This window comes from Pseudomonas lurida, assembly GCF_013522705.1.
In the GTDB taxonomy this organism is placed as follows: domain Bacteria; phylum Pseudomonadota; class Gammaproteobacteria; order Pseudomonadales; family Pseudomonadaceae; genus Aquipseudomonas; species Aquipseudomonas quebecensis.
The window spans coordinates 30504-56792 of record NZ_JAAMRE010000022.1 but is presented as its reverse complement, the minus strand read 5'-3'; the positions used below and the strand labels follow the sequence as shown (position 1 = coordinate 56792).

The 26289-nt window shown below is 61.5% G+C and carries 17 protein-coding genes; 12 read left to right on the top strand and 5 right to left on the bottom strand.

The features are described 5' to 3' along the window. The first annotated feature begins 68 nt into the window (after positions 1–68). Positions 69–1466, top strand: coding sequence for a replicative DNA helicase (gene dnaB / locus G7025_RS17885; protein ID WP_034095616.1), 1398 nt, complete (start codon positions 69–71; stop codon positions 1464–1466). A 2-nt stretch (positions 1467–1468) separates the two neighbouring features. Here dnaB and G7025_RS17880 read toward each other — a convergent pair whose 3' ends face one another. Next, positions 1469–5401: a dermonecrotic toxin domain-containing protein gene (locus G7025_RS17880; protein WP_181080459.1), complete on the bottom strand. Its 3933-nt coding sequence runs from the start codon at positions 5399–5401 to the stop codon at positions 1469–1471. Positions 5402–5607: 206 nt separating this feature from the next. On the opposite strand from G7025_RS17880, the gene G7025_RS17875 reads away from it, so the two are divergent. From G7025_RS17875 to G7025_RS17850, 6 genes are all read left to right on the top strand, one after another. Beyond that, positions 5608–7911, top strand: coding sequence for a YgiQ family radical SAM protein (locus G7025_RS17875; protein WP_181080458.1), 2304 nt, complete (start codon positions 5608–5610; stop codon positions 7909–7911). Between the two features lie 207 nt (positions 7912–8118). Further along, positions 8119–9051, top strand: a complete 933-nt coding sequence (locus tag G7025_RS17870; RefSeq protein ID WP_181080457.1) for an NAD synthetase — start codon at positions 8119–8121, stop codon at positions 9049–9051. Next, positions 9048–9497: a hypothetical protein gene (locus G7025_RS17865; RefSeq protein WP_181080456.1), complete on the top strand. Its 450-nt coding sequence runs from the start codon at positions 9048–9050 to the stop codon at positions 9495–9497. The genes G7025_RS17870 and G7025_RS17865 overlap by 4 nt, the downstream gene beginning before the upstream one ends. Positions 9498–9685: 188 nt before the next feature. Next, on the top strand, positions 9686–12976 hold the full coding sequence (locus G7025_RS17860) for a transglutaminase family protein (RefSeq protein WP_181080455.1): 3291 nt from the start codon (positions 9686–9688) through the stop codon (positions 12974–12976). A 94-nt stretch (positions 12977–13070) separates the two neighbouring features. Continuing rightward, complete coding sequence (locus G7025_RS17855) at positions 13071–15557, top strand: circularly permuted type 2 ATP-grasp protein (protein ID WP_181080454.1); 2487 nt, start codon at positions 13071–13073, stop codon at positions 15555–15557. Continuing rightward, the gene (locus G7025_RS17850; RefSeq protein WP_181080453.1) at positions 15557–16447 is read left to right on the top strand and encodes a transglutaminase family protein; all 891 of its coding nucleotides are present in this window, start codon (positions 15557–15559) and stop codon (positions 16445–16447) included. Before G7025_RS17855 ends, G7025_RS17850 begins: the two co-directional genes overlap by 1 nt. Before the next feature lie 45 nt (positions 16448–16492). On the opposite strand, the gene G7025_RS17845 is transcribed toward G7025_RS17850, so the two are convergent. After that, positions 16493–16675 (bottom strand): hypothetical protein, encoded by a 183-nt coding sequence (locus tag G7025_RS17845; protein WP_181080452.1) that lies wholly within the window; start codon positions 16673–16675, stop codon positions 16493–16495. A 333-nt stretch (positions 16676–17008) separates the two neighbouring features. Here G7025_RS17845 and azu point away from each other — a divergent pair, with 333 nt between their 5' ends. Then, positions 17009–17455, top strand: coding sequence for an azurin (gene azu / locus G7025_RS17840; protein WP_181080451.1), 447 nt, complete (start codon positions 17009–17011; stop codon positions 17453–17455). A gap of 106 nt (positions 17456–17561) precedes the next feature. On the opposite strand, the gene nadE is transcribed toward azu, so the two are convergent. The 3 genes from nadE to G7025_RS17825 form a co-directional block, all read right to left on the bottom strand. Continuing rightward, positions 17562–18389, bottom strand: coding sequence for an ammonia-dependent NAD(+) synthetase (nadE, locus tag G7025_RS17835; RefSeq protein ID WP_181080450.1), 828 nt, complete (start codon positions 18387–18389; stop codon positions 17562–17564). A gap of 3 nt (positions 18390–18392) precedes the next feature. Further along, entirely contained in the window at positions 18393–19607 is a 1215-nt protein-coding gene (gene pncB, locus G7025_RS17830) for a nicotinate phosphoribosyltransferase (RefSeq protein ID WP_181080449.1), read from the bottom strand. Between the two features lie 172 nt (positions 19608–19779). Continuing rightward, positions 19780–20670 carry a LysR family transcriptional regulator gene (locus G7025_RS17825; RefSeq protein WP_181080448.1) on the bottom strand — a complete coding sequence of 297 codons (891 nt, stop codon included), beginning with the start codon at positions 20668–20670 and terminating at the stop codon, positions 19780–19782. 153 nt (positions 20671–20823) lie between these two features. Between G7025_RS17825 and amaB the strand changes: the two genes are divergently transcribed. The 4 genes from amaB (at position 20824) to G7025_RS17805 (ending at position 26287) form a co-directional block, all read left to right on the top strand. Further along, positions 20824–22314: an L-piperidine-6-carboxylate dehydrogenase gene (amaB, locus tag G7025_RS17820; RefSeq protein WP_181080447.1), complete on the top strand. Its 1491-nt coding sequence runs from the start codon at positions 20824–20826 to the stop codon at positions 22312–22314. A gap of 141 nt (positions 22315–22455) precedes the next feature. Beyond that, positions 22456–23739, top strand: a complete 1284-nt coding sequence (amaA, locus tag G7025_RS17815) for an L-pipecolate oxidase (RefSeq protein ID WP_181080446.1) — start codon at positions 22456–22458, stop codon at positions 23737–23739. A 374-nt stretch (positions 23740–24113) separates the two neighbouring features. After that, positions 24114–25250, top strand: a complete 1137-nt coding sequence (locus tag G7025_RS17810) for a branched-chain amino acid ABC transporter substrate-binding protein (protein ID WP_181080445.1) — start codon at positions 24114–24116, stop codon at positions 25248–25250. Between the two features lie 122 nt (positions 25251–25372). Further along, on the top strand, positions 25373–26287 hold the full coding sequence (locus G7025_RS17805) for an ABC transporter permease subunit (protein WP_003236186.1): 915 nt from the start codon (positions 25373–25375) through the stop codon (positions 26285–26287). Positions 26288–26289: the final 2 nt, after the last annotated feature.

Genomic DNA, 26289 nt, shown 5'->3' with positions numbered 1-26289 from the left:
CATCGGGCACGATCCTGTTTACAGGTCGTGCCTTTTGTTTTTCTACACACCCCGAATTCCAAGTGGCCATGAACGATATTTCCGCTCCTGAGCAATACGATCTGCAAACCGCTGCCCTGAAGGTGCCGCCGCATTCCATCGAGGCCGAACAGGCCGTGCTCGGTGGCTTGATGCTGGATAACAACGCCTGGGAACGCGTGCTGGATCAAGTCTCGGACGGTGATTTCTATCGTCATGACCACCGCCTGATCTTCCGCGCCATCGCCAAGCTGGCCGACCAGAACTCACCGATCGACGTGGTGACCCTGGCCGAGCAATTGGACAAGGAAGGCCAGACCTCCCAGGTCGGCGGCCTCGGTTACCTGGGCGAGTTGGCCAAGAACACGCCGTCGGTCGCCAACATCAAGGCCTATGCGCAGATCGTTCGCCAGCGCGCCACGCTGCGTCAGTTGATCGGCATCAGCACCGAAATTGCCGACAGCGCCTTCAACCCCGAAGGCCGCACCGCCGAAGAAATTCTCGATGAGGCCGAGCGCCAGATCTTCCAGATCGCCGAAGCCCGGCCGAAAACCGGCGGCCCGGTAGGCGTCAACGAGCTGTTGACCAAGGCCATCGACCGGATCGACACCTTGTTCAACACCGATGCGGCCATCACCGGTATTTCCACCGGCTACACCGACCTCGACGAGAAAACCAGCGGCCTGCAACCGGCCGACTTGATCATCGTGGCCGGCCGTCCTTCGATGGGTAAGACCACCTTTGCGATGAACCTGGTGGAAAACGCCGTGTTGCGCAGCGATAAAACGGTGCTGGTGTACTCCCTTGAGATGCCAGGCGAATCGCTGATCATGCGTATGCTCTCGTCCCTGGGCCGCATCGACCAGACCAAGGTACGTTCCGGCCAATTGGAAGACGACGACTGGCCGCGCCTGACCTCGGCGGTCAACCTGCTCAACGACCGCAAGCTGTTTATCGATGACACGGCGGGCATCAGCCCTTCCGAGATGCGGGCGCGTACCCGACGCCTGGTCCGCGAGCATGGCGATATCGCGCTGATCATGATCGACTACCTGCAGTTGATGCAGATTCCAGGGTCCAGCGGCGATAACCGCACCAACGAAATTTCCGAGATCTCCCGTTCCTTGAAAGCCCTGGCCAAGGAATTCAACTGCCCGGTGGTGGCGCTGTCCCAGCTCAACCGCTCCCTGGAACAACGCCCCAACAAACGTCCGGTGAACTCCGACTTGCGGGAATCCGGAGCGATCGAGCAGGACGCCGACGTGATCATGTTCGTGTACCGCGACGAGGTGTATCACCCCGAAACGGAACACAAAGGCATCGCCGAAATCATCATCGGCAAGCAGCGTAACGGCCCGATCGGCTTTATCCGCTTGGCGTTCATCGGCAAGTACACGCGCTTCGAGAACCTCGCGCCGGGTAGCTATAACTTCGACGACGACGAGTAATCTCAGGCCAGCGGGCCGAACAGTGCGTTGATCGTGGCTTCGTTGTATTGGTAGTTCCAGCGCAACTCAGTGGTGGCTGGAATATCCTCGCTGGCAAAAAATGCCGACAATGCGAACTCCTGCCGCGGCTCGTCGCCGACTTGGGTCTCTACGGTAAACCGTGCAACTTCAACGTTGTATCCCGTCGCAGCTTGTCTGATCGGTTGACCCGCCTCGTACTCGAAAATCGTGTTGATCCTCGAAAGCACGTTATCCCCCGACAGGTTCGGCACGTCGGCGGTTGGGGGCGAGGTGGGCGCCCGGATATCCAACAAATATGGATCCCTTCGATAACCCGCTACAACGTCAGGTACTTGCTCCCCGCCATAGACGCCGAGCGTCTCGCCTTTTTTGATGGGCTTCCTGGTGATCACGGTGGATTCGCCGATCATCACCGACTCCTCAGGGGCCTTCTGATGTGCGGCAGTAAAGGGCGTTACTTCAAGTTTATCTTCATAAAGCCGTGCTACCTGTTCGTAGCCTTCCCATCGAATATAGGGCTTTATCAGGTCGCTCGAAAATGTTGCATTTGACGTGAGCGACTTGCTGCGGGTTTGCAGGCTTCGGATGCGCATCGGCTGGCCGAGGAGGTTACGCAGCGGGTACCTGCCATTGTTCGCCCGATCGTAAATGCGTCGATAATTCTGACTGTGTTGATAGCTGCCATCGGAACGCATCTGCCGCAGTTCCTGTTGTATGAAGCGCGTCGTCACTGTGCCTTCCTCGGCCGACTCGTAGTCGCTGGATGAGCGTGCCGACTCAAACCCGTCACTGGATTCCATTTTGATAAGCAAAGGGACCTGCGAGTTTTGCATGCCACCCGGCAGTCCGCCCTTGGCTGGATTGATCGCCCAAGTTCCGTCAGGGGTTCTGTGTACATAGGGTTTGTAGCCTCTGAATGGGCTGCGGGCATCGACCAGCTGCCAGCCGTCGCCACCGGGTTTGACGCGGTAGTATTTTTCGCTCTCCAGGATGTAATGGTCATGGCTGCCGTCCGCACGGGCAGGCGTTTGGTAGATACCGTCGGTACGCACGGTCATGCCCGCCGGCGGAGCCGTTTCGGCGAACTGCGGGTTCAGTGGTCGTCTTGGGGCGTCGGCCATCGCCTGGCTTGAAAGCCTGGCGTAGTGAGACGTTTGCCTGGCCGTCAACGTCAGGCTGTTTTTGCGGATCGCCTGCTTCAGGCTACCGGCCCCGGACTGGCTCAGAAGCGTTTCAAGTTCAGCCTTGGACAGCGTGTGTTCCAGGGCGCTGAACAGAGTGTCAGGTGGTTGCAGTTGCGTGCCCTGGCTGTTTTGAACCGCGTACTGTTCGCCCTGGCGGATCAGGATGTGTCGTGCGCTGCCCTCGCCACTGCCGATGCTGCCCAGCAACGGCCCGCTGTTACTGGCATCGTATACCTCTATTTTTCGCGATCCCGGCCAACCCGGCGTCTGCTCAAGGGCATGGAGGATCAGCGGTACGCTTTCAGGGGTTTGCATCGAGTCGAGGTAAATGCCTTTTTGCACATTGGCTGTGCGTATCGACTTGAGGTATTGCTCGGCCTCCCACTGTTGTTCCGGCGGCAGGCGCTGGTTCTGGTGCAGGCTTTGCTGCTCGTCATGATTGAGCGTAGCCCCGATCTCTTCGAGATGGCTTTTCGTCAGCTCAGGCATGACTGCGTGTATGTCCTCCTCAACCGGAGTGAGTGGTTTTTCACCCGATTGGATGAGTAGGGAAAATAGCCGCTGCTTTTGCTGCGGCACCTGCTCCTGAAGATGCATGGCCAGGTTTTCTGTTTTGCTGAGGTAGTCGATATAGAGCTTCGGCATGAGCTTATTGAAGTGTGTCTGCGGCATTTGCTGTTCCAGCACATGCAACAGCTCTCCCTTTCTGAAGCGCGAGGCGGGTACCTTGATTTCGTTGGGGCCTGTGCCGTGACTGAGTAAAACGCTCTGCTGTTCGTCAACGACCTTCAGCGCATAGTTGGAGGGCCACTCCGGCAGTCCGCACGCCAGATGAAACTGTATGAAGGGCGAGTACGGCGTGACGCTTTTGCCTTCTGCACGGTCAATGTCGAAGTCGTTGATTTCTTGTTCCAGATTGAAGTGCTTGACGGTGTCACGCAGCAAGGGCGGCGGCCGTACGTTGTCCAGATGGCTCTGGCGCAGTGCGCCGGTATCGGCACCGCTGAGCAGCAAAATAGGTTCCACGACCGGCTGTGTGAGGTTGGCGGCATCGGGGCCCATACGCTTGATCAGTTTGAGATCGTTCCAGTCGTGCGGTGATTCATGCGCGGTGCGCCAGTTGCCCACACCATTACTCAACAAGGGCGGTGAATACGCTTGAGGGTCGTTGGGGTGCGACAATTGCCAGTGCTTGGCGTCAGGGGTGCGTTCCACGGCATACGCCTGGTCATCCAGCTTCACAAAGTGTTGCTGCTCGTGCTGGTACATACCTTGGGGATCCGGCACCAGGCTGTCCGGCAGCGCCGTTGTGTGACGGTAGGGGGCAATGTCGCTGTGCCACAGCCGCCAGCCCTGGTTGCGCACTTGCACTTTCACCAGGCGGGTGGCAACGCCGGCGGTTTTGATCGCACCGGCGGTGGCTGCCGCCAGGGCGATGTTGTCGGCTACATCGAGAAAGTCGTTCAAGGCTTCGTCGCTGTCACCCCGGCTCCAGGCGGCGAACCCGTTATAGACGGTATGAATCAGTTCACCGGCCGCCACCACCAACATCACCTCACCCACAATCGGAATGAACGACGCGGCAAAGAACAGCAGTGATTTGCCCAAGTCTATATAGCCCTGCAGGCGTTTCTGCCGGCTCATCAGGTCGGCGTCGGCCGTGGGGACCGCCAGGATACGGGCGTCACCCTTGATTTGCGCGATGCGTCGCTTGGCCATGCACAGGAACAGGCGTGTGCGGATCGGTGTCAGGCTGACCCGCTGTTGCAGGCTGGCACGCTGCTGCCTGCCGGCCGTGACCGAAGCAGGGGTTACGCCGAGCAGGGTTTGCTGGTGTTGCAAGGGCACGAGGCGGTTGAAGAAAACCCGATAAGTATTGTCTTCCAGGCGCTCGGCGAGACTGTGCTGCAGGTCTTCCTGGGTGGCATGTTGGCGAAAGATCGCCAGGGGGTCATGGGGAGTGTAGAGGATAAACGGAAGACAGATCGCCGATGCCTCAATGATCAGCACATTGGGCAATACAACACCATTGAGGGTCAGGTGGCCACACGTAATGTCCATGTGATTGCCCGTGCGCTGGAGGCTGTGCAGTTGCAGATATTGTCGGGGAGTGAATTGCCGCTGCATGTAGGCGATGTGCAAGGCGACGCCGAAGGCGTGCCGTTCACAGGCATCGAACAGTGCGAGGACTTGGGCGGCGGTGCGCGTGGTGTTGGCCGTTGGCTCAAGTACATCTTTGATGTGCTTGAGATAGTGCGCCCCAAGGTCGAGGCTGCGGCACATAGTGGCGAATGTGGCGGGAGATGCAGGCGAAAGCGTTTCGACTTTATCGTTGATGTTGTAAAGCCCGGTGCCTTTTTCCATGCCGTCCTCTGCGGCTTCCTCGGCTTCGAAGTTTTGCAGGGCCGCTTCCAGCAGTGTTTGGCGGGTGGTTTTCTCGTGGTTTCTGATCAGGCCTAACAGGTGGTGATGCTTCCATTCCCGCACCAACAGCGCGTTTTCGTCCTTCAGCATGCCAAAGAACCATGTCTTCAGCGCTTCACGCAGCAGGGGGGCGGCAAATGCCGGCGGGCTTTGCAGCGTATTGAAAAGCGCCTGCAGGTCATGTCGGGCCTGGTTGCTGCCGAGCAGGCTGTCGCGAAAATCGGCGCGCACTTCGGGCGGCGCCTGATGAAGCCAGGCGGGCAGTTCAGATGTGATGAATTCATGGTGAGGCGAGAGGGTGTGCATAGATCCGACCCTGGAGGGCAGTGGTTGATCTGCCTCAGGCTACCCATTAACTTTTCGAATCGTCGTCAGTGGAATAGCCCCCGTCGCCGGGACAAAAATGAATCCTAAACGGCCGGACTTAAAAGCCGACCACTGTCGTCGGAATTGGTCAAATTTTGTGCTATATTCCGCGCCCGCGATTTTTCATCTCAACACCGGTCACCGTCATGCAAACAGCCAAGCCGTTATTTGACTATCCCAAGTACTGGGCCGAATGTTTCGGTCCTGCGCCATTCCTGCCCATGAGCAGGGAGGAGATGGATCAGCTTGGCTGGGATTCGTGCGACATCATCATCGTCACCGGTGATGCCTACGTTGACCATCCGTCGTTCGGCATGGCGATCATCGGCCGGCTGCTGGAGTCCCAGGGCTTTCGCGTCGGGATCATTGCGCAGCCGAACTGGCAGTCCAAAGACGACTTCATGAAGCTCGGCGAGCCGAACCTGTTTTTCGGTGTCGCGGCCGGCAACATGGACTCGATGATCAACCGCTACACCGCCGACAAGAAAATCCGTTCCGACGACGCCTATACGCCCGGCGGCATGGCCGGCAAACGCCCGGACCGCGCCAGCCTGGTGTACAGCCAGCGCTGCAAGGAAGCCTACAAGAACGTGCCGATCGTACTCGGCGGCATCGAAGCCTCCCTGCGCCGCATCGCCCATTACGATTACTGGCAGGATCGCGTGCGCAACTCGATCCTGATCGACGCCACCGCCGATATCCTGTTGTACGGCAACGCCGAGCGGGCCATCGTCGAAGTCGCCCAGCGCCTGTCGTGGGGCCACAAGATCGAAGACATCACCGATGTGCGCGGCACCGCGTTCATCCGCCGCGACACGCCGGTGGGCTGGTACGAAGTGGACTCCACCCGCATCGACCGTCCGGGCAAGATCGACAAGATCATCAACCCGTACGTGAATACCCAGGACACCCAGGCCTGCGCCATCGAGCAGGAAAAAGGCCCGGTCGAAGACCCGAGCGAAGCCAAGGTCGTGCAGATCCTGGCCAGCCCGAAGATGACCCGCGACAAGACCGTGATCCGCCTGCCGTCGGTGGAAAAAGTGCGCAACGACGCGGTGCTCTACGCCCACGCCAACCGCGTGCTGCACCTGGAAACCAACCCAGGCAACGCCCGCGCCCTGGTGCAGAAGCATGGCGAAGTGGACGTGTGGTTCAACCCACCGCCCATCCCGATGACCACCGAAGAAATGGACTACGTGTTCGGCATGCCTTACGCACGCGTCCCGCACCCGGCGTACGGCAAGGAGAAGATCCCGGCCTACGACATGATCCGCTTCTCGGTGAACATCATGCGTGGCTGCTTCGGTGGCTGCACCTTCTGCTCGATCACCGAGCACGAAGGTCGCATCATCCAGAACCGTTCGGAAGAGTCGATCATTCGCGAAATCGAAGAAATCCGCGACAAAGTCCCAGGCTTCACCGGGGTGATCTCCGACCTCGGCGGCCCGACCGCGAACATGTACCGCATCGCCTGCAAGAGCCCGGAAATCGAATCCGCCTGCCGCAAGCCATCGTGCGTGTTCCCCGGCATCTGCCCGAACCTGAACACCGACCACTCGTCGTTGATCCAACTGTACCGCAGTGCCCGTGCGTTGCCGGGTGTGAAGAAGATCCTGATCGCGTCCGGCCTGCGCTACGACCTCGCCGTGGAATCGCCGGAATACGTGAAAGAGCTGGTCACCCACCACGTCGGTGGCTACCTCAAGATCGCCCCGGAACACACCGAGGAAGGTCCGCTCAACCAGATGATGAAACCGGGCATCGGCAGCTATGACAAGTTCAAGCGCATGTTCGAGAAGTACACCAAGGAAGCGGGCAAGGAGCAGTACCTGATCCCGTACTTCATCGCCGCCCACCCTGGCACTACCGATGAAGACATGATGAACCTGGCCCTGTGGCTCAAGGGTAATGGCTTCCGTGCCGACCAGGTGCAGGCGTTCTACCCGTCGCCGATGGCGACTGCCACCGCGATGTACCACTCGGGCAAGAACCCGCTGCGCAAGGTCACCTACAAGAGCGACGCGGTGACCATCGTCAAGAGCGAGGAACAGCGCCGTCTGCACAAGGCGTTCCTGCGCTACCACGACCCGAAAGGCTGGCCGATGCTGCGCGAAGCGCTGACCCGCATGGGCCGCGCCGACTTGATCGGGCCGGGCAAGGACCAGTTGATCCCGCTGCACCAGCCGAGCACCGACAGCTACCAGAGTGCCCGTCGCAAAAACTCGACGCCGGCCGGCAGTCATAAGGTCGCCAAGGAAACCACCACCAAAATCCTCACCCAGCACACCGGCCTGCCACCCCGTGGCAGCGACGGCAGCAACCCGTGGGACAAGCGCGAACAAGCCAAGGCGGCGGCGCAGGCACGTAACAAGCAGGCGGCTAAGGAACGTAGCGATGCGGCCAAGGGCAAGGGCGGCAAGCCAGCCCGCAAGCCGGTGGTGCCGCGTTGATCGTCGTTTGAAAATGCAAAACGCCAGCCTTGTGCTGGCGTTTTGCTTTCTGGTCGGGGGTGAGGCTGTTTGGTAAGGTGGCGCTCATTAAATCGCTATCGGGGGCAAGCCCCTCCCACACTTGATCGCGTTCACGCTCCAATGGTGGGAGGGGGCTTGCCCCCGATAGCGTCAGTCCAGTCTCCACCTTTCAAGGAAGAACACCTCATGGGCAACCCCCTGGCCGGCATCGGCATGGACTCCAACCGCTCCCAGTTCATGGCCCGCCAGCGCATCGAAAGCCAGATCAACCTGCCACGCCTGTTCGCGGCCATTGATGCCGACCCCGGCATCGTCGGCGCTGGCGTTGTGTACATCGACGCCGACTTGAATGTCGTCACCCTGCGCGAGTTCAAGCCGATCTGCAGCATCAAGCCCAAGCGCATCATCTTGCGCGAGGCGCAGAAGTACATTTCGCCTGCACAGTTTGTGGAGCAGGTGAAGACCGACCCCCGTGAAGGTCGCCTCCAGAAGGAAGCGTTCGATATGGGGCTTTCCTGTGGCGCGGCGGTGATTGGCTGGATTGTGGTGTTCAGCGGCAGCGTCGCTGTACCGTTCACCGCCGGTGCCAGCGCGTTTGTGGTGGGCATCGGCGTCACGGCGGCATTGGCCAGTAGTGCTCAGTGTGGGTTTGGCGTGGCGCGCACGTACAACGAAGTGCTTGATCCTGACGCCAACGACCGTATGGACGATGCCGAATGGTATGGCGCCGTTTCCCCGGTCCTCGATGCCGCCTCGCTGGTGGGCATCGGCACCGGCGCCCTGACTACGTTCAGGCTGCTCAAGGCCAAGAAAGCCGCCGCACTGGGCAAGAGCTGGTACGAGTTGCTCAAAGGCCTGACGCGCCAGGAGCGTAAGAAATTGACCAAGGAGTTGCTCAGCCTGAGAGACCCGAGCCTGACACCCAAGTTGATCAAATTGCAGCAGCGTGCCGGCAAGCTGACCAAAAGTTACAGTTCCACCGAAATCCGCCATGCCACCCTGACTCAGATCAAGGATGCCTTGGGTGGGCTGTTGGGGATCTGGGGCAGCTATCGAACCGGCCATGTGGGCTCGGCCGAAACCATTGCGATCGGCCTGTACGAGGATCTGACGGAATGAAGGGCTTTCCCGACATGGGCAGCTTCCTGGCGCGTTATTTTCCCGTATTCATCGGCACCGTGTTCATGGCGATCTTTTCCGGCTCGGCCGCAGTGTCCATGGCGGGCGTGACGTACCTGCGCGGAGTTGATCCCGCGCTCAAGTCCAGCTATTCAGGGGCTGCGATCCTGGTATTGGTGGCGGTGCTGGTGTTTGGCAACGTGATGATCGCTCGAGGCTATCCCTGGGCGACCAGGCTGGTGGCTGGCTACCTGGTGTGCTGCCTGTTGTTCGTCGTGCCGATGATTCAATACGACCTTCACATGCTGGTATACGGCTCGGCGGTGCTGTTTCCGTTGCTGGGGTTGCTACTGCTCAACAGCAAGCGCCACCGCGAAATGCGCCACAGACTCCTCGAAATACGTCGTCTGCGCCAAGCCGTCGTTGCGCAGCGAAAAGCCCGTTGATTGGCTGGATTTGCCCTTCATTCGCGTACTCGCGTCACAAATAGGTGCAACGCTTGCACCATTGCCCCCTACGATGGCGCCGTTTTGGTGCTGTACTGCACCGGGCCGTACGATAAAGCGCAATGACCGCCGCCCTGGCATAAGTCTTGCGCGCGTTGTGCCCATGCCCTGGCTCGCAGGAGGCCGCCGTGTCGATTCATGTCGCGTTGCACCACGTTACGCATTACCGCTACGACCGTGCTGTCGAACTCGGCCCGCAGATCGTGCGTTTGCGTCCGGCGGCCCACAGCCGTACGCGGATTTTGTCCTACGCGCTGAAAGTGCTGCCCGAGCAACACTTCATCAATTGGCAACAAGATCCCCAAGGCAATTACCTGGCGCGGCTGGTGTTTCCGGAAAAAACCGCTGAACTGCGCATTGAAGTTGACCTGGTCGCCGAGATGGCGGTGTTCAACCCGTTCGACTTTTTCCTCGAGCCCTACGCTGAACACATCCCCTTTGACTACGCCGCCGACGAGCAGCGTGAGCTGGCGCCGTACCTGGAGACGCTGCCGCTGACGCCCAGGTTCGCCGCCTACCTGGCCGGGATCGACCGCACGCCACTGCCGGCGGTGGACTTTCTGGTGGGCCTCAATCAGCGCCTGGCGGCGGACATCGGTTACCTGATCCGCATGGAACCCGGTGTGCAGACGCCGGAATTCACCCTGGAAAACGCCTCGGGCTCGTGCCGCGATTCGGCCTGGCTGCTGGTGCAATTACTGCGCAACCTGGGGCTGGCGGCGCGGTTTGTGTCCGGTTACCTGATCCAGCTCACCGCCGACGTCAAGGCCCTGGATGGCCCGTCCGGCACCGATGTGGACTTCACCGACCTGCACGCCTGGTGTGAGGTGTACCTGCCCGGTGCCGGCTGGATCGGCCTGGATGCCACCTCCGGTCTGTTCGCCGGTGAAGGGCATATCCCATTGGCCTGCAGTCCCGATCCATCCTCTGCCGCACCGATCAGTGGGCTGGTGGAGCCCTGCGCGTGCGAATTCACTCATGAAATGTCGGTGGAGCGGATTTGGGAGGCGCCGCGCGTTACCAAGCCTTACACCGACGAGCAGTGGCGTGCGATCCAGGCCCTGGGTCGGCAGATCGACGGCGACCTGCTCAAGCACGACGTGCGCCTGACCATGGGCGGCGAGCCGACCTTCGTGTCCATCGACGATCCCGACGGCGCTGAGTGGAATACGGCCGCGCTGGGGCCGGACAAGCGGCGCCTGTCCGCCGAACTGTTCCAGCGCCTGCGCCAGCACTACGCGCCCCAGGGCCTGGTGCATTTCGGCCAGGGCAAGTGGTACCCCGGCGAACAACTGCCGCGTTGGTCGCTCAATTGCTACTGGCGTCGCGACGGTGTGCCGATCTGGCACAACCGCGCGCTGATCGCCGACGAGCAGCAGGACTACGGCGCCAATGACGAGTTGGCTGGGCGCTTCCTGGCCAGCGTCGCTGAGCGCCTCAAGTTACCGGCGCGTTTCGTGTTCCCGGCCTTCGAGGATCATTTTTATTACCTGTGGCGCGAAGGTGCGTTGCCGCAGAACGTCACGGCCAAAGACCCGCGACTCAGCGACGAACTTGAACGCGAGCGCCTGCGCAAAGTGTTCAGCCAGGGCCTGGATAAAGTCATCGGCCATGTGCTGCCGCTGGCGCGCACGGCGGCCAACGACCGCTGGCAGAGCGGGCGATGGTACCTGCGCGACACCCATTGCCGACTGGTGCCGGGGGACTCACCGCTGGGCTACCGCCTGCCATTGGCGTCGCAGCCCTGGGTGACGGCGGCGGAGTACCCGTTTGTGCACCCCACCGACCCGAACCAGGACCTGCCGCAGCTGCCGGGCAATGCGCAGTTGCACAACCACGCCGAGCCGGCCCCCAGCGATGAACGTGTGCCGCAGGTGGACGAGTCCGCCGACTGGCTGACCCGCACCGCGCTGTGCGCCGAGGCTCGCGAAGGGCGGCTGTACGTATTCATGCCGCCGCTGGAGCGCGTGGAAGACTATCTGGAACTGGTCGCCGCCATTGAAGCAACCGCGCAAGAGCTGCATTGCCCGCTGCTGCTGGAAGGCTATGAGCCACCGGCCGATACGCGGCTGAGCAACTTGCGGGTCACGCCGGACCCGGGCGTGATCGAGGTCAACGTGCAACCGTCCGCCACCTGGGACGAATTGGTGGAACGCACCGAGTTTCTCTACGAAGAGGCGCGACAAACCCGATTGACCACGGAAAAATTCATGATCGACGGGCGCCACACCGGCACCGGCGGCGGTAACCACTTAGTGCTTGGTGGCGCCACGCCCAAGGATTCGCCGTTTCTGCGCCGCCCGGACCTGCTGCGCAGCCTGATCAGTTACTGGCACAACCACCCGTCGCTGTCCTACCTGTTTTCCGGGCTGTTTATCGGCCCCACGTCCCAGGCGCCCCGTGTGGATGAAGCGCGCAACGATGCGCTGTATGAGTTGGAAATCGCCTTTGCGCAAATGCCGGAACCCGGTGAGGAATGCCCGCCGTGGCGGGTCGACCGCCTGCTGCGCAATCTGCTGATCGATGTGACGGGCAATACCCACCGCGCCGAATTCTGCATCGACAAACTCTATTCCCCCGATGGTGCCACCGGCCGCCTGGGGCTGTTGGAGCTGCGTGCCTTTGAAATGCCGCCCCACGCGCGCATGAGTCTGACCCAACAACTGCTGTTGCGCGCCTTGGTCGCGCGGTTCTGGCGCGAACCCTACGCACCGGCCAAACTGGCGCGCTGGGGCACCGAGCTGCATGACCGCTTCCTGTTGCCGCACTTTATCGAGCAGGATTTTGCCGACGTGATCGTCGAACTCAACGCCGCCGGGTATCCGTTGCGCGCCGAATGGTTCGCCGCGCACCTGGAGTTTCGTTTTCCCAAGGTCGGCGACTATGCCGTCAGTGGTATCGAGTTGGAATTGCGTCAGGCCCTGGAACCCTGGCATGTACTGGGCGAAGAGGGCGCGGCGGGCGGCACGGTGCGGTATGTGGATTCGTCCCTGGAGCGCCTGCAGGTGAAGCTCACCGGTCTGCCGCCACAACGTTATCTGCTGACCTGCAACGGCATCCCGGTGCCGCTGCAACCCACTGGTCGTGTCGGTGAGTTCGTCGCGGGTGTGCGTTATCGCGCCTGGCAACCGGCCAACTGCCTGCAACCGACCATCCCGGTGCATGCGCCGCTGGTGTTCGACCTGCTCGACACCTGGATGCAGCGCTCGCTGGGCGGCTGCCAGTACCATGTTGCGCATCCGGGCGGGCGCAATTACGACAGCTTGCCGGTGAATGCCAACGAGGCGGAGAGCCGGCGCATGGCGCGGTTTTTCCGGCTCGGCCATACACCCGGAAAGCTCCCCGTACCGACCATCGTGATCAACGATGAATTACCGATGACCCTGGATCTACGACGCTTTGCCAATAAGAATGACTGACTGCGATTGAAAGGTGGGAGGGCCAGCTCCCGCCCACCGTTGATTGCAATGAATCTGAGTTAATCTGAGCCCCTTTGCCTCTGCCGAGCGTTCCATGTCCGACTTGCTCGACCGTTACCCGCTGACCGCGGGCACCTATCACGAATTGCTGGACGACAGCGGCGTAGTGCGTGCCCATTGGCGACGCCTGCTCGATCACCTGCAGCGCAGCACCCCGGCGCAGCTGGCCCAGCGTCAGGCGCTGTTGACCCGGCAGATCCAGGAAAACGGCGTGACCTACAACGTCTACGCCGACCCTAAAGGCGCCGACCGCCCATGGGAATTGGACCTGCTGCCCCATGTGCTGGCCTTTGACGAGTGGCAGCACCTGGCGGCCGGTATCGCGCAGCGCGCGCGCTTGCTCAACGCGGTGCTGGCCGATCTGTATGGCCCGCAGCGCTTGATCAAGGAAGGCCTGCTGCCGGCGGAACTGGTGTTCGGGCATAACAACTTCCTATGGCCGTGCCAGGGCATCCAGCCGTCTGACGGCGCGTTTTTGCACCTGTATGCGGTAGACCTGGCGCGCACCCCGGATGGCCGCTGGTGGGTCACCGCCGACCGTACCCAGGCGCCGTCGGGCGCAGGCTACGCCTTGGAAAACCGCACCATCGTGTCTCGCGCCTTCCCGGACTTGTATCGCGATCTGCAGGTGCAGCATCTCACCGGTTTCTTCCGCACATTGCAGGAAACCCTAGCGCGTCAGGCCCCCGGCGATGATCAGACACCGCTGATTGTGCTGCTTACCCCTGGGCGTTTCAACGAGAGCTATTTCGAACATCTCTACCTCGCGCGCCAGCTCGGTTACCCGCTGGTGGAAGGCGGCGATCTCACCGTGCGCGACAGCCGTGTGTTTCTCAAGACCCTCAGCGGCCTGCGCCGGGTGCACGCGATCATGCGCCGCCTCGACGACGACTTCTGCGACCCGTTGGAGCTGCGCACCGACTCGGCCCTGGGCGTGCCGGGCCTGCTCGACGCGGTGCGCCAGGGCCATGTGCTGGTGGCCAATGCCCTGGGCAGCGGTGTGCTGGAGTCTCCGGGTTTGCTGGGCTTTCTGCCGAAGATCAACCAGTTTTTGTTTGGCGAAGAACTGATCCTGCCGTCCATCGCCACCTGGTGGTGCGGCGAGGCGCCGGTGCTTGCCGAAGCCTTGCACAAACTGCCGGAACTGCTGATCAAACCGGCATTTGCGTCGCAGAGTTTTACCCCCGTGTTTGGCCGCGATCTGGACGATGCGCAGCGCCAGGCCCTGACCCAACGCATGCGCGCGCGCCCTTACGCGTACGTGGCCCAGGAGCTGGCGCAATTGTCCCAGGCGCCGGTGTGGCACACCGAAGAGGATCACCTGCAACACCGTGCCATCGGCATGCGCGTGTACGCCGTGGCCAGCGACGACGGCTATCGTGTGTTGCCCGGCGGGCTGACGCGTGTGGCCGCCGAAGCCGATGCCGAGGTGGTGTCGATGCAACGCGGCGGAGCGAGCAAAGACACCTGGGTCCTCGGTGAGCGCACACCTGGCGGCGAACAGTGGCGCGCGCAACGCCCCATCGGCGCCCATGACCTGGTGCGCCGCGACCCCTATCTGCCCTCGCGGGTAGTGGAAAACCTGTTCTGGTTTGGCCGTTATTGCGAACGCTGCGATGACAGCGCGCGCTGGCTGCGGATCGTGTTGGCGCGCTACGTCGACGGCGACGACCCGCTAGCGTTGCAGGCGGCGGTGGCGCTGGGCGAAAACTTGCGCTTGTTGCCGGAGGAGGGCGAGCTGCCCGAGCGCCTGCTGGCCGCGTTGCTCGGTGACGACTGGCCGTCGAGCTTGCGCGCCAACCTGCAACGCTTGCAGTGGGCGGCGTCTCAGGTGCGGGGCAAGTTGTCCCGGGAAAACTGGCAGGCCCTGGTGGAGCTGCAACGCGAAGCCTTGGAGCTTGCGCGCGAGACGGCGGACTTCGGCGAGCTGCTGGACTTTCTCAACCGCCTGGTGATGTCCCTCGCGGCGCTGTCCGGGTTCGCCCTGGACGACATGACCCGCGATGAGGGCTGGCGTTTCTTGATGATGGGCCGGCGCATCGAGCGTCTGCAGTTTCTCAGCAGCAGCCTTGCGGCGTTCCTGCGCGGCGTGGCGGTGTTCGATCAAGCGGGGCTGGAATGGTTGCTGGAATTGGGCAATAGCAGCATCACCTACCGCTCGCGCTACCTGGCGGTGCCGCAACTGATCCCGGTGCTCGACCTGTTGTTGCTGGACGAGCAGAACCCTCATGCGGTGTTGTTCCAGCTCAAACTGGTGAGTCGCACGTTGCGACGGCTCAACGACGACTTTGGCGTGCCGCGGGAAACCGGTCTGGGACCGTTGGTGGAGCGTCTCACGCGCTTCGACCTGAGTTGCCTGGAGAACCCGCTGTTCGGCGAGGCCGGTGTGCGCGCCGCGTTGGATGGCCTGGCCGACCTGCTGCAAGCGGTGGCCGAGGAGAGTGGGCAAGTGTCGGATCGCCTGGCGCTGCGCCACTTCGCTCATGTGGATGATGTAAGCCAGCAAACGGTGTCGCTGTGATGAGTGCGCGCTACCAGATTTTCCACGATACCCATTACCACTACGACAGCCCGGTGTCCCTGGCCCAGCAGTTGGCGCATCTGTGGCCGCGTGCGTGTGAGTGGCAGCGCTGCAGCGCGCAACAGTTGGATATCAGCCCGCAGCCGTCCTCACGCCGCGACGAGCTGGATGTGTTCGGCAACCCCATCACCCGCCTGGCCTTCGAGCGGCCCCACGATGAACTGCTGGTCAATGCCGGGCTGACCGTGGAAGTGCTGGCGCGGCCGGCGCCGGATTTCGCTCGGTCGCCGGCGTGGGACCAGACCCGCGACAGCCTGACCTACAGCAGCCGGCCGATGTCGCCCGAGGCGATCGAAGCCTGCCGCTATCGCTTCGAGTCGCCCTATGTGCATTTGAAGCAAACCTTCGTCGACTTCTCGCAAAGCTGTTTCGTGCCGGGGCGGCCATTGCTGCTGGGCGTGCAGGCGTTGATGGAGAAGATCTTCAGCGAATTCACCTTCGATGCCGAAGCCACCCAGGTCGCTACACCGCTGGTGGAGGTGCTGGAACGCCGTCGCGGCGTATGCCAGGACTTCGCCCACTTGATGCTTGCGTGTCTGCGCTCGCGCGGTCTGGCGGCGCGTTACATCAGCGGTTATCTGCTCACGCAGCCGCCACCCGGCCAGGCACGGCTGATCGGCGCCGATGCGTCCCATGCGTGGGTCTCGGTGTATTGCCCGGTGTCAGGCTGGGTAGATTTCGATCCGACGAATAATGTGCAGCCGGCACTGGAGCACATCACCCTGGCCTGGGGCCGGGATTTTTCCGATGTGTCGCCGTTGCGTGGGGTGATTCTGGGGGGAGGCAGCCATGACCCGGAAGTGCGGGTGACGGTAATGCCGCTGGAGTAATGGTGGATTGTGGTGAACGGGGCGGGCCTGTTCACCACAAAGGAATTATTCGGCAGGATCTTTTGGTGTTTCGGTTTCGTCGCTCGTTACTTCACCGTCAACTTCCGGGTTGAGGGCGCCGGCCTCTTCATCGGCAGCGGCTTTCTTGCGTTGCAGCTTTTCCTCTTTCTTCTGTTCCTTGGCCAAGTCTCTCTGACGTTTGGCGAAGGAGTAATTAGGTTTGGCCATGGGCAATCCTCTAGGGTCGAAGGTGAGGGTGGGCGGCGCGCGGCTGCCTCGGGTCGCCATGGTAGCAGCTTAGCAGCGCGCTTGGCCTTCACTTACCGCAGGCGTAAGCGGCCAGCAGGCCGTTGAACAATTGGTTGAGGTACATGGCGCGGGCTCCAGATAGGTGATGGAGCCGATCATAGGCAGCCTGCGGCACTTTGGCCGGTTGATTGTGTCGATAGGTCTGATAGCCTAAAGTTGTATACAATCTGTTGATTCAGATCATAGGAAATCGTGCCTGTCTCTGGCACCCTTGCCGCATCATGCGTTTTTAACCCTGCCTTGGAGATTCACATGTTTGCCAAAATCGTTGCTGTTTCCCTGCTGACATTGGCCAGCGGCCAGTTGCTGGCTGCAGAGTGCAAGGTCACCGTCGACTCCACTGACCAGATGTCCTTCAACACCAAGGAAATCACGATCGACAAGAGCTGCAAGACATTCACCGTCGAGCTGACTCATTCCGGCAGCCTGCCGAAGAACGTCATGGGTCATAACTGGGTGCTCACCAGCGCCGCTGACATGCAGCCGGTCGCTACCGATGGCATGGCCGCCGGTATCGACAAAAACTACCTGAAAGAAGGCGACAGCCGCATCATCGCCCACACCAAGATTATCGGTGCCGGCGAGAAAGATTCCGTGACCTTCGACGTGTCGAAACTGGCTGCGGGTACCGATTACGCGTTCTTCTGCTCGTTCCCAGGCCACATCTCGATGATGAAAGGCACTGTGGTCGTCAAGTAAGGCCGCGTAATCGTTCATCGGGGGCAAGCCCCCTCCCACCTTGGATTGTGAATACAGTCAACTGTGGGAGGGGGCTTGCCCCCGATGACTTTCTGCCTGGTTCACCTCACGGCGCAAACGGCATGACCCGCTTGTGCTCGGTCTTGCGATACGTCTCGCAGATAATCCTGAACGCCTCTTCCCGCACCGGCTCGCCGTGCAGGAATGCATCGATCTCAGCGTAAGTCACACCATGTGACGCCTCATCCGGCTTACCCGGCGACAAGTCTTCCAGGTCGGCGGTCGGCACCTTCTCAACCAAGGATTCCGGCGCGCCAAAATGCCGCGCAATCGCACGTACCTGGTTTTTCACCAACCCGCTCAACGGCGCCAGGTCGCACGCCCCATCCCCGAATTTGGTAAAAAAGCCCATCACCGCTTCCGCCGCATGGTCGGTACCGATCACCAGGCCGCCGGCCGCGCCGGCGATGGTGTATTGCGCCACCATGCGCATGCGCGCCTTGGTGTTGCCCAGCACGAAATCACGGGACACCGCCGCCTTGCCTTCAAACGCCGCCACTTCACTGGCCAGGGCTTTGACCGCCGGGCCAATGTTGACGGTGTGACGCTCGTCCGGCTCGATAAAGTCTACCGACGCCTGGGCATCGATTTCATCGAACTGGGTTTCGTAAGGCAGGCGCACGGCGATGAAGCGATACGCCTGGTCACCGGTGCTGGCGCGCAGCTCCTGCATCGCTCGTTGGGCCAGCAGGCCGGCGGTCAGGGAGTCGACGCCGCCGCTGATGCCCAACACCAGGGCCTTGAGCCCGGAATTGCGCAGGCAGTCCTGAATAAACGCCACGCGCCGCGCTACTTCGGCCTCAAGCGCGGCCTGGTCGTTGAATGGCGCTTGGACCTTGAGCTGCTGCGCGATCTCACGCTGTACGGCTTGCATGCTTCACTCCTTGTTGGATAGGGCAGGTACTTTGAAAACGTGACGCAGATAGGCGACAAAATTCGGGTCGGTGCATTGGGTCTTGCCCGGTTCATCGGAGATCTTCGCCACGGGCTGGCCATTGCAGGCGGTCATTTTAAGCACAATGCTCATGGGCTCCACCCCTGGAATGTCACAGGTCAGGTTGGTGCCGATGCCGAAGCTCACATTAATGCGGCCTCGCAGCGCGCGGAAGATCTCCAGGGCCTTGGGCAGCGACAGGCTATCGGAGAACACCAGCGTCTTGCTCATCGGCTCGATGCCCAGCTTGTGATAATGCGCGATGGCTTTTTCCGCCCATTGCACCGGGTCGCCGGAGTCGTGGCGCAGGCCGTCGAAGAGCTTGGCGAAGTACAGGTCGAAGTCGCCGAGGAACGCATCGGTGGTGATGCAATCGGTCAGGGCGATGCCCAACAGGCCACGGTATTCGCGCACCCAGCAATCGAGCGCGGCGATCTGGCTGTCGATCAGGCGCGGGCCGAGTTGCTGATGAGCCATGATCCATTCATGGGCCATGGTGCCCAGGGGCTTCATGTTGAACTCGCGGGCCAGGTGCACGTTGCTGGTGCCGACGAACCGCCCGGGAAAGTCATGCTTGAGCACACTGACCACTTCTTCCTGCACCCGGTACGAGAAGCGCCGACGCGTGCCGAAGTCGGCCACTTGCAGCTCCGACAGCTCATCGCTGCCGGCGTTGGCCGTCAGCCAATCGAACTTGCGGTACAACTGCTCGCGGGCCTGTTCGAGGATTACGGTCTGGTAGCGGTAGCGGTTGCGCACTTCGCTGACAATGGCCAGCAACGGCACTTCGAACAGGATCACATGCAACCAGGGCCCGCGCAGGCGGATGAACAGCTCGCCGTTTTCGATACCGGTCTGCACATAGCGCAGGTTGAAGCGAAACAGCCCGAGGAAGCGCAAAAAGTCCGGCTTCATAAAGCTGATGCGTTCCAGGAACCCCAGTTGGTCCGGGCTCAGGCTCAGCTCGGCTAGGCGCTCGATCTGGTAGCGGATCTCCGCCAGGTAGGGCCGCAGGTCTTCGCTGTTACGGCAACGAAATTCCCATTCAACTTCCACGTTGGGATAGTTGTGCAGCACCGCCTGCATCATGGTCAGTTTGTAGAAGTCGGTGTCGAGCAGGTTCTGCACGATGCGATCGGCAAACACGCTCTCGCTCATAACGGGAATCTCCAGATGGATCGGCGCGGGGGCCGACCTTTACTCACGAATTTAAAAGGGGGCTAGTGGCGCATAGACCTGAGGGGTTTTGCCAGACATTTTTTCGGGGAGGCCACTGGCCTCATCGGGGGCAAGCCCCCTCCCACATTTGAAATGCATTCCACTCCAGGCACTAGATCACTTGCTCCATCATCCACTTCACAAATTCGCGCACCTTGGGCACTTCGGCTGCGTGCTCCGGGTAGGCCAGGTAATACGCGTCCTGGCTGGGCATCGCATGCTGCCAGGGGATCACGAGCTTGCCGTCGGCCAATTCTTCTTCCACCAGAAAGCGTGGCAATAACGCCACGCCGCACCCCACCTGCGCCGCGCGGATACACATATAGAAAGTGTCGAAACGCGGGCCATGGTAGCTGTGCTCGGTGTGATAACCCTGGTCGGCAAACCAGTCGTGCCAGCCCTGGGGGCGCGAAGCGTTTTGCAGCAGCACCAGGTTGCTCAACTGCGTGGGATCGGTGAAGGGCTGCGCCGGCAGGCTCTCCGGGGCGCACACCGGCACTAGCTCTTCGCTGAACAGTTTCAGGCTCTCGGTGCCCGGCCGCGCACCCTGGCCGAAGTAGAACGCCATGTCGGCCTTGCCTTGCAGCAGCTCGTCCGGCTCCTGCTCGTTGCACAGGTCCAGATGGATCTGCGGGTGACGCAGGCGCCAGCCCTTCAGGCGCGGCACCAACCAGCGCGCGCCGAAGGTGTAGGGCGTGGACACGCGCAGTACTTCGGTCTCACCGCCGTAGGAGCGCAGGTAGTGGGTGGACATCTCTACCTGCGTAAGGATCTTGCGCACCTCCACCAGGTACAAATCGCCCGCCGGCGTCATCTGCAGGCGGCGCCGCACGCGGCGGAACAGCAGGTGCTGCAGCAACTCTTCCAATTGCGCCACCTGCTTGCTCACCGCGCTCTGGGTGAGGTTCAGCTCCTCCGCGGCGCGGGTAAAACTCAGGTGACGGGTGGCCGCTTCGAAACACTGCAGGGCGGTGATCGAGGGCAAATGTCTTTTATTCAGCACGGCGTGCCTCTTTTTATTCCTGGCATGAATAAACGGAATGATATCTCGCCTAATCGTCGTTTGTTGGCAAGTCTTGGGCCAGCTACAAATAAGCCTTGGATCGTCGTGCGGGCCGCGGCGCTTTTTTTTCTACACAGATTGAAGGAGTGACCCATGGTTGCCGCATTGCTTGATCGTCTCGGGGTGAACCCGGCGTTGTACCAGTCGGGTAAACACCCCGTGCACTCGCCGATCGATGGCAGCCGTATCGGCAGCGTGCACTGGGAAGGCGCCGCCGAGGTGGAGCAACAGGTCAGTCGCGCCGAGCATGCATTCGAGGCCTGGCGCAAGGTGCCGGCGCCGCGTCGCGGTGAGTTGGTGCGCCAGTTCGGCGATGTCCTGCGCGAGTACAAGGCCGACCTGGGCGAGCTGGTGTCCTGGGAAGCCGGCAAGATCACCCAGGAGGGCTTGGGTGAAGTGCAGGAAATGATCGACATCTGCGACTTCGCTGTCGGCCTGTCCCGTCAGCTGTACGGCTTGACCATCGCCTCTGAGCGCCCTGGCCATCATATGCGTGAAACCTGGCACCCGCTGGGCGTGGTCGGCGTGATCAGCGCGTTCAACTTTCCGGTCGCAGTGTGGGCCTGGAACACCGCCCTGGCGCTGGTATGCGGCAATGCCGTGATTTGGAAACCGTCGGAAAAGACCCCGCTCACCGCGCTGGCCTGCCAGGCGCTGTTCGAGCGCGTCGCGAAAACCTTCAGCGATGCCCCCGAGTACCTGAGCCAGGTGATCATCGGCGGTCGCGATGCCGGCGCCGCGTTGGTGGACGATCCGCGCGTGGCTCTGATCAGCGCCACCGGCAGCACCCGCATGGGCCGCGAAGTGGCGCCCAAAGTCGCCGCGCGTTTCGCCCGCAGCATCCTCGAATTGGGCGGCAACAACGCCATGATCCTCGGCCCGAGCGCCGACCTGGACATGGCCGTGCGCGCCATCTTGTTCAGCGCGGTCGGCACCGCTGGTCAGCGATGCACCACCCTGCGTCGGCTGATCGCCCACGAGTCGGTCAAGGACGAAATCGTCACCCGTCTCAAGGCCGCGTATTCGAAAGTACGCATCGGCCACCCGCTGGAAGGCAACCTGGTCGGCCCGCTGATCGACAAGCACGGCTTCGACAACATGCAGGACGCCCTTGAGCAAGCCTTGAGCGAAGGCGGCAAGGTGTTCGGCGGCAAGCGCCAGCTGGAAGACACCTTCCCCGACGCCTACTACGTATCGCCGGCCATCGTGGAAATGCCCGAGCAGAGCGACGTGGTGTGCACCGAAACCTTCGCGCCGATCCTGTATGTGGTCGGCTACACCGACTTCGCCGAAGCCCTGCGCCTGAACAACGCCGTGCCCCAAGGCCTGTCCTCGTGCATCTTCACCACCGACGTGCGCGAGGCTGAGCAGTTCATGTCGGCGGTGGGCAGCGACTGTGGCATCGCCAACGTCAACATCGGCCCGAGCGGCGCGGAAATCGGCGGCGCGTTCGGTGGCGAGAAAGAGACCGGCGGCGGGCGTGAATCCGGTTCCGATGCGTGGCGCGGGTACATGCGCCGCCAGACCAACACCGTGAACTACTCGCTGGAGCTGCCATTAGCGCAAGGCATCACCTTCGACTGATGATCGTTCCCACGCTCCGCGTGGGAATGCATCCTGTGACGCTCCGCGTCACGACCTGAAAGCGGACGCGGAGCGTCCTGGGCTACATTCCCACGCTCCGCGTGGGAACGATCGGTTGTGAGTTCATTCCGGAGTCTGGCAATGGCACTACGCGAAGCATGTTTGTGGGAACACCTTACCCCCAGCCGGCCGGATCGTGCCGCGCTCAACGGCGAGGTCAAGGTGGATGTGTGTGTGATCGGCGCCGGGATCACCGGCCTATCGGCGGCGATCCATTTGCTGGAACAGGGTAAAAGCGTCGCCGTGCTCGAAGCCCATCGCAGCGGGCATGGCGGTTCCGGGCGCAATGTCGGGTTGGTGAATGCCGGCTTGTGGATCCCGCCGGACGAGATTGAAGCCGGTTTCGGCGAAGCGGTGGGCAGCCAGCTCAACCGCATGCTCGGCGCGGCGCCGGCGCTGGTGTTCAGCCTGATCGACAAATACGCCATCGATTGCCAATTGCGTCGCGAAGGCACGTTGCACATGGCGCACAACGCCCGTGGCGAGGCGGACTTGCGCAGCCGTGAGGAACAATGGAAGCGCCGTGGCGCGCCTGTCGAATTACTCACCGGCCAAGCCTGCGAGCACGCCACCGGAACCAAAAAGATCGCTGCCGCCTTGCTGGACCGGCGCGCGGGCACGCTCAACCCCATGGCCTACACCACCGGCCTGGCAAATGCGGCGGCAGGGCTGGGTGGGCAACTGTTCGATCATTCCCCTGTGACGCGGCTGGAGCGCCAAGGCTCGGACTGGTCGGTCCAGACCGCCGACGGTGCGGTGCGTGCCGCCCAAGTGGTCATCGCCTCCAACGCCTACACCGAAGGCGAATGGACCGCGCTGCGACGAAACTTCTTCCCCGGTTATTACTACCAAGTCGCGTCGGCCCCGTTGGCAGACGCCGCCGCCGAGCAAATCCTGCCCGGTGGACAGGGCTCCTGGGACACCCGCCAAGTCTTGAGCAGCATCCGCCGCGATGCCGATGGCCGGCTGCTGCTCGGCAGCCTGGGCAATGGCAACCAGAAACCGACGTGGTTCCTCAAGGCGTGGGCCGACCGGGTGCAGCAGCACTACTTTCCGTACCTCAAATCGGTGCAGTGGGAATATACCTGGACCGGCTGCATCGCCTTTACTCCCGACCACTTGATGCGCTTGTTCGAGCCGGCCCCGGGGCTGGTGGCGGTTACCGGCTACAACGGGCGCGGCGTGACCACGGGCAGTGTGGTGGGTAAGGCGTTTGCCGACTATCTATGTCACCAGAATCCCCAGGCGCTGCCGATCCCGTTTGCGCCGATGCAACCACTGGCGGCGGTGGGCCTGCGCAGCTGCCTGTATGAAGCCGGGTTTTCGCTGTATCACGCGGGGCAATGCCTGAGGATCGTTATCTGATCAGCGAAATACCCCCCAAAGCCGCGCATTTTCTTAGCAGGCTACTCATCTGTATTGGTGCAAGTCGTAGCAAACGCGCACTGTAAATGTGCAGTTCCGTTACGCCTACGGTTACCGCTGTAGGAAGTGGTGTTTATCGCTCTGGTTGCAGGTGCGACCGGTAATGGTTGTACCTTTTACAGCTTTAGGTTGCACCTGGGCGTGCCAGAGGGTTGCACGTGCTGGCATGCGGAGACGAAACGCCTGCAATAACAATGACACCGTGTCTTTTTGAAGAATAAAAAAGTAATGGCACGCGGCTTGCTCTGAGCTTTCGGTGAAAAGTTTGAATGCAAGTTGTCGTGCCTAAAATCAAAAATATCGGAGCACCACTCATGTCCCAGACGTTTTACAAGAAAGGCTTTCTTGCTCTCGCCGTGGCAGCGGCGCTGGGTGTTTCTGCGTTTGTTCAAGCTGATGTGAAGATTGGCGTAGCGGGGCCGATGACCGGCGCCAACGCCGCTTTCGGTGAGCAATACATGAAGGGTGCCCAGGCGGCAGCCGATGTGATCAACAAGGCTGGCGGCATCAACGGCGAACAGATCAAGCTGGTGGCCGGTGACGACGCCTGCGAACCCAAGCAGGCCGTGGCCGTCGCCAACCGCCTGGCGGACCAGGACAAAGTCATCGGCGTGGTCGGGCACTTCTGCTCGTCGAACACCATCCCGGCGTCCGAGGTGTATGACGAAGCGGGCATCATCGCGATCACCCCAGGCTCTACCAACCCGCAGGTCACCGAGCGCGGCCTGGGCGCCATGTTCCGCATGTGCGGGCGTGACGACCAGCAGGGCATCGTCGCCGGCGACTACATCGTCGATGTGCTCAAGGGCAAGAAAATCGCGGTGATCAACGACAAGGACACCTACGGCAAGGGCCTGGCCGACGCCACCGCTGCGCAGTTGACCAAGCGTGGCGTCAAGCCGGTGCTGGAAGAAGGCCTGACCCGTGGCGAGAAAGACTTCAGCGCCCTGGTCACCAAGATCCGCTCCCTGGGCGCCGACGTTGTGTACTTCGGTGGCCTGCACCCGGAAGCCGGTCCCCTGGTTCGCCAGATTCGTGAAGCGGGCCTCAAGGACGTCAAGTTCATGTCCGATGACGGCATCGTGACTGACGAATTGGTGGCTACCGCCGGTGGTGCGCAGTACGTGGATGGCGTCTACATGACCTTCGGCGCCGACCCGCGCCTGCTGCCGGACAGCAAGACCGTCGTGGAAGAGTTCCGCAAAAACGGCACCGAGCCCGAAGGCTACACCTTGTACGCCTATGCCTCGATCCAGGCCCTGGCCGCCGGCTTCAATGGCGCCAAATCCAACAAAGGCGAAGACGCCGCCAAATGGCTCAAAGCCAATCCGGTCAAGACCGTGATGGGCGAGAAGACCTGGGACGCCAAGGGCGACCTGAAAATCTCCGACTACGTGGTTTACCAGTGGGATAAAGACGGCAAATACCACCAGCTGGAAAAGCAGAAGTAATCCATGTGGGAGGGGGCAAGCCCCTCCCACAGTGGGACAGTGTTGTGTTTGAGATCTGACTTTTCCTCCAGAAGCGCCGCGCACCTCAGGGTGTGCAGGTGCTCACCGCGTGAGATTGCGTTATGGATGGTATTTTCCTGCAGCAACTGGTCAATGGGCTGACCCTCGGGTCGGTCTATGGCCTGATCGCCATCGGCTACACAATGGTCTACGGCATCATTGGCATGATCAACTTCGCCCACGGCGAGGTTTATATGATTTCCGCTTACCTCGCGGCGATCAGTCTGGCACTGCTGGCTTACTTCGGCATCGAATCCTTCCCGCTGCTCATTCTCGGCACTTTGATCTTCACCGTAGTCGTCACCGGCGTGTACGGCTGGGTCATCGAGCGTGTCGCCTACAAACCGCTGCGCAACTCCACCCGATTGGCCCCGCTGATCAGCGCCATCGGCATCTCCCTGATCCTGCAGAACTACGCGCAGATCGCCCAGGGCGCGAAACAACAAGGCATCCCCACCCTGCTGGCCGGCGCCTGGCGCGTCGACATCGGCAGCGGGTTCGTCCAACTGACGTACACCAAGGTCTTCATCCTCGTGGCGGCGTTTGCCGGCATGGCGTTGCTCACCTACATCATCAAGTACACCAAGCTCGGCCGCATGTGCCGCGCTACCCAGCAAGACCGCAAGATGGCCTCGATCCTGGGGATCAACACCGACCGCGTGATTTCCTACGTGTTTGTGATCGGTGCCGCCATGGCCGCGCTGGCCGGCGTATTGATCACCCTCAACTACGGCACGTTCGATTTCTATGCCGGTTTCATCATTGGCATCAAGGCCTTCACCGCCGCGGTCCTCGGCGGCATCGGTTCCCTGCCTGGGGCGATGCTCGGCGGGATCATCCTCGGGATTTCCGAATCGCTGTTCTCGGGGTTGATCAACTCTGACTACAAAGACGTATTCAGTTTCTCCCTGCTGGTGGTGATCCTGATTTTCCGTCCTCAAGGCCTGCTGGGTCGTCCGCTCGTGGCTAAGGTGTAAAA

Coding starts and splice junctions, on each gene's coding strand:
- dnaB (WP_034095616.1), top strand. CDS start 69: ATGAACGATATTTCCGCTCCTGAGCAATACGATCTGCAAACCGCTGCC.
- G7025_RS17880 (WP_181080459.1), bottom strand. CDS start 5,401: ATGCACACCCTCTCGCCTCACCATGAATTCATCACATCTGAACTGCCC.
- G7025_RS17875 (WP_181080458.1), top strand. CDS start 5,608: ATGCAAACAGCCAAGCCGTTATTTGACTATCCCAAGTACTGGGCCGAA.
- G7025_RS17870 (WP_181080457.1), top strand. CDS start 8,119: ATGGGCAACCCCCTGGCCGGCATCGGCATGGACTCCAACCGCTCCCAG.
- G7025_RS17865 (WP_181080456.1), top strand. CDS start 9,048: ATGAAGGGCTTTCCCGACATGGGCAGCTTCCTGGCGCGTTATTTTCCC.
- G7025_RS17855 (WP_181080454.1), top strand. CDS start 13,071: ATGTCCGACTTGCTCGACCGTTACCCGCTGACCGCGGGCACCTATCAC.
- G7025_RS17850 (WP_181080453.1), top strand. CDS start 15,557: ATGAGTGCGCGCTACCAGATTTTCCACGATACCCATTACCACTACGAC.
- G7025_RS17845 (WP_181080452.1), bottom strand. CDS start 16,675: ATGGCCAAACCTAATTACTCCTTCGCCAAACGTCAGAGAGACTTGGCC.
- azu (WP_181080451.1), top strand. CDS start 17,009: ATGTTTGCCAAAATCGTTGCTGTTTCCCTGCTGACATTGGCCAGCGGC.
- nadE (WP_181080450.1), bottom strand. CDS start 18,389: ATGCAAGCCGTACAGCGTGAGATCGCGCAGCAGCTCAAGGTCCAAGCG.
- pncB (WP_181080449.1), bottom strand. CDS start 19,607: ATGAGCGAGAGCGTGTTTGCCGATCGCATCGTGCAGAACCTGCTCGAC.
- amaB (WP_181080447.1), top strand. CDS start 20,824: ATGGTTGCCGCATTGCTTGATCGTCTCGGGGTGAACCCGGCGTTGTAC.
- amaA (WP_181080446.1), top strand. CDS start 22,456: ATGGCACTACGCGAAGCATGTTTGTGGGAACACCTTACCCCCAGCCGG.
- G7025_RS17810 (WP_181080445.1), top strand. CDS start 24,114: ATGTCCCAGACGTTTTACAAGAAAGGCTTTCTTGCTCTCGCCGTGGCA.
- G7025_RS17805 (WP_003236186.1), top strand. CDS start 25,373: ATGGATGGTATTTTCCTGCAGCAACTGGTCAATGGGCTGACCCTCGGG.